This window comes from Rickettsia sp. TH2014, assembly GCF_019249195.1.
GTDB classification, from domain to species: domain Bacteria; phylum Pseudomonadota; class Alphaproteobacteria; order Rickettsiales; family Rickettsiaceae; genus Rickettsia; species Rickettsia felis.
The window spans coordinates 1-1414 of record NZ_MXAX01000008.1; the positions used below are offsets into that span (position 1 = coordinate 1).

A 1414-nucleotide genomic window follows, 5' to 3' on the forward strand; every position below is an offset into this window, starting at 1 on the left:
TCTAAACTGCAATACGGAGGCACGACCTAGGTATTATATGAAATCAAAAAAGTTTCTATTAATCTTTCTGAAAATAACCATATTTTATGGTTACCGCTTGTTGGTGATATTATGTTACAAGGGACAACAACATATATCGAAGATAAAGTTAGAAAGTGTAAAATAGAAAATTATTTAGAAACTTAGAGAACGTAAAGGATTTAAAATTAGCTTTAGAAACAGCAAATATAGCAAGTAATAGACTAAGTAATAGACATAAAAAATTATTACTAAAATGTTTATTAAAAAATTATAATTATGAAGACCTTAAAAGCCATAAATTATTTGAAGATTATACCATAAATCAAGATAAAACGGCTATAATTCACAAAAGCTATGTATCAGAAATTAAGTTTAAATTTGAACCTATATCATTTCAAAATCCTTTAGATCGTATTACTTATAAGTATAATGCACAACAAAATATTTTCTTTATAGCAGTAGTAGAAAAAAATATTCAAATTATGGAAAAAATAGCCAAAGATCTACTTAATACTGCCCCCGTAGTTTCAAAATTACTAAAAACTACAATAGATTATCCACAATATCTTCAATTCTTAGAACATATTGTAACATTTATAAAACCTGAAAAGCAACTTAAAGTTATAAAAAATTTAATAAATACAATAACTATAAATCTTATGCGCTTAGCTCATTTTTCAGGAATATTAAGTAATGCTAAAGAATATGAAGCAGTAATAATAATACTTGAGTCTACACTACTTAATCCTCAGTTACCAACTTTAGTAAGTGACGGTGAAGAAAAAGAAGCTTTATATTGTTGTTGGACTAATCTGTGGTCAGCATATGTTAATACAAGAAATTTAGCATCAGCTGAAGAGCAATTATTGCTCATGTTAAAAGACAAACCAAATAATAGTAACTTCTATAATTTGTTTACGATTTATAGGCTCAATGGAAAATTTACAGAAGTAGAGAATTTAATACAAAATGCTTCTAATGATATAAAAACTTTAGCAAAAATGATTTTGAATTCTAACGAAATTTCTCAATCTAACTTAAATTCAATTAATCCAAATAATTTACCTGATAATTGTAAAGGCATGTTACGCATCTTTCAATATATGGCTAAATATAATAAATATTCTACTTCTGAGAAAATTTTAAATAAAGAAAACCTACGAGATGAGCTAATTAAAATTAGTAAGAGTGTTAATGAACCGTATACATTAGCTCAAATTGCATTAAAGACTAAACAATACGAACTAGCACAGCAGTTTTTAGAAAAAGTACCTCAAATAACTCTCTATCTAGATACACAAGTAAATAATACTTTTAAGGAATTAGAATTTTTACTAAACCCTGAAAAACATAGCAATCAAATCCAGGTCGTGCCTCCGTATTGCAGTTTAGA

At 26.5% G+C, this 1414-nt stretch carries 1 protein-coding gene; it reads left to right on the forward strand.

Going from position 1 to position 1414, the window contains the following annotated elements; genetic code table 11:
* Positions 1–503: 503 nt before the first annotated feature.
* On the forward strand, positions 504–1414 hold a 911-nt coding region (locus KYQ89_RS00115; RefSeq protein WP_218459776.1), incomplete at its 3' end, for a hypothetical protein.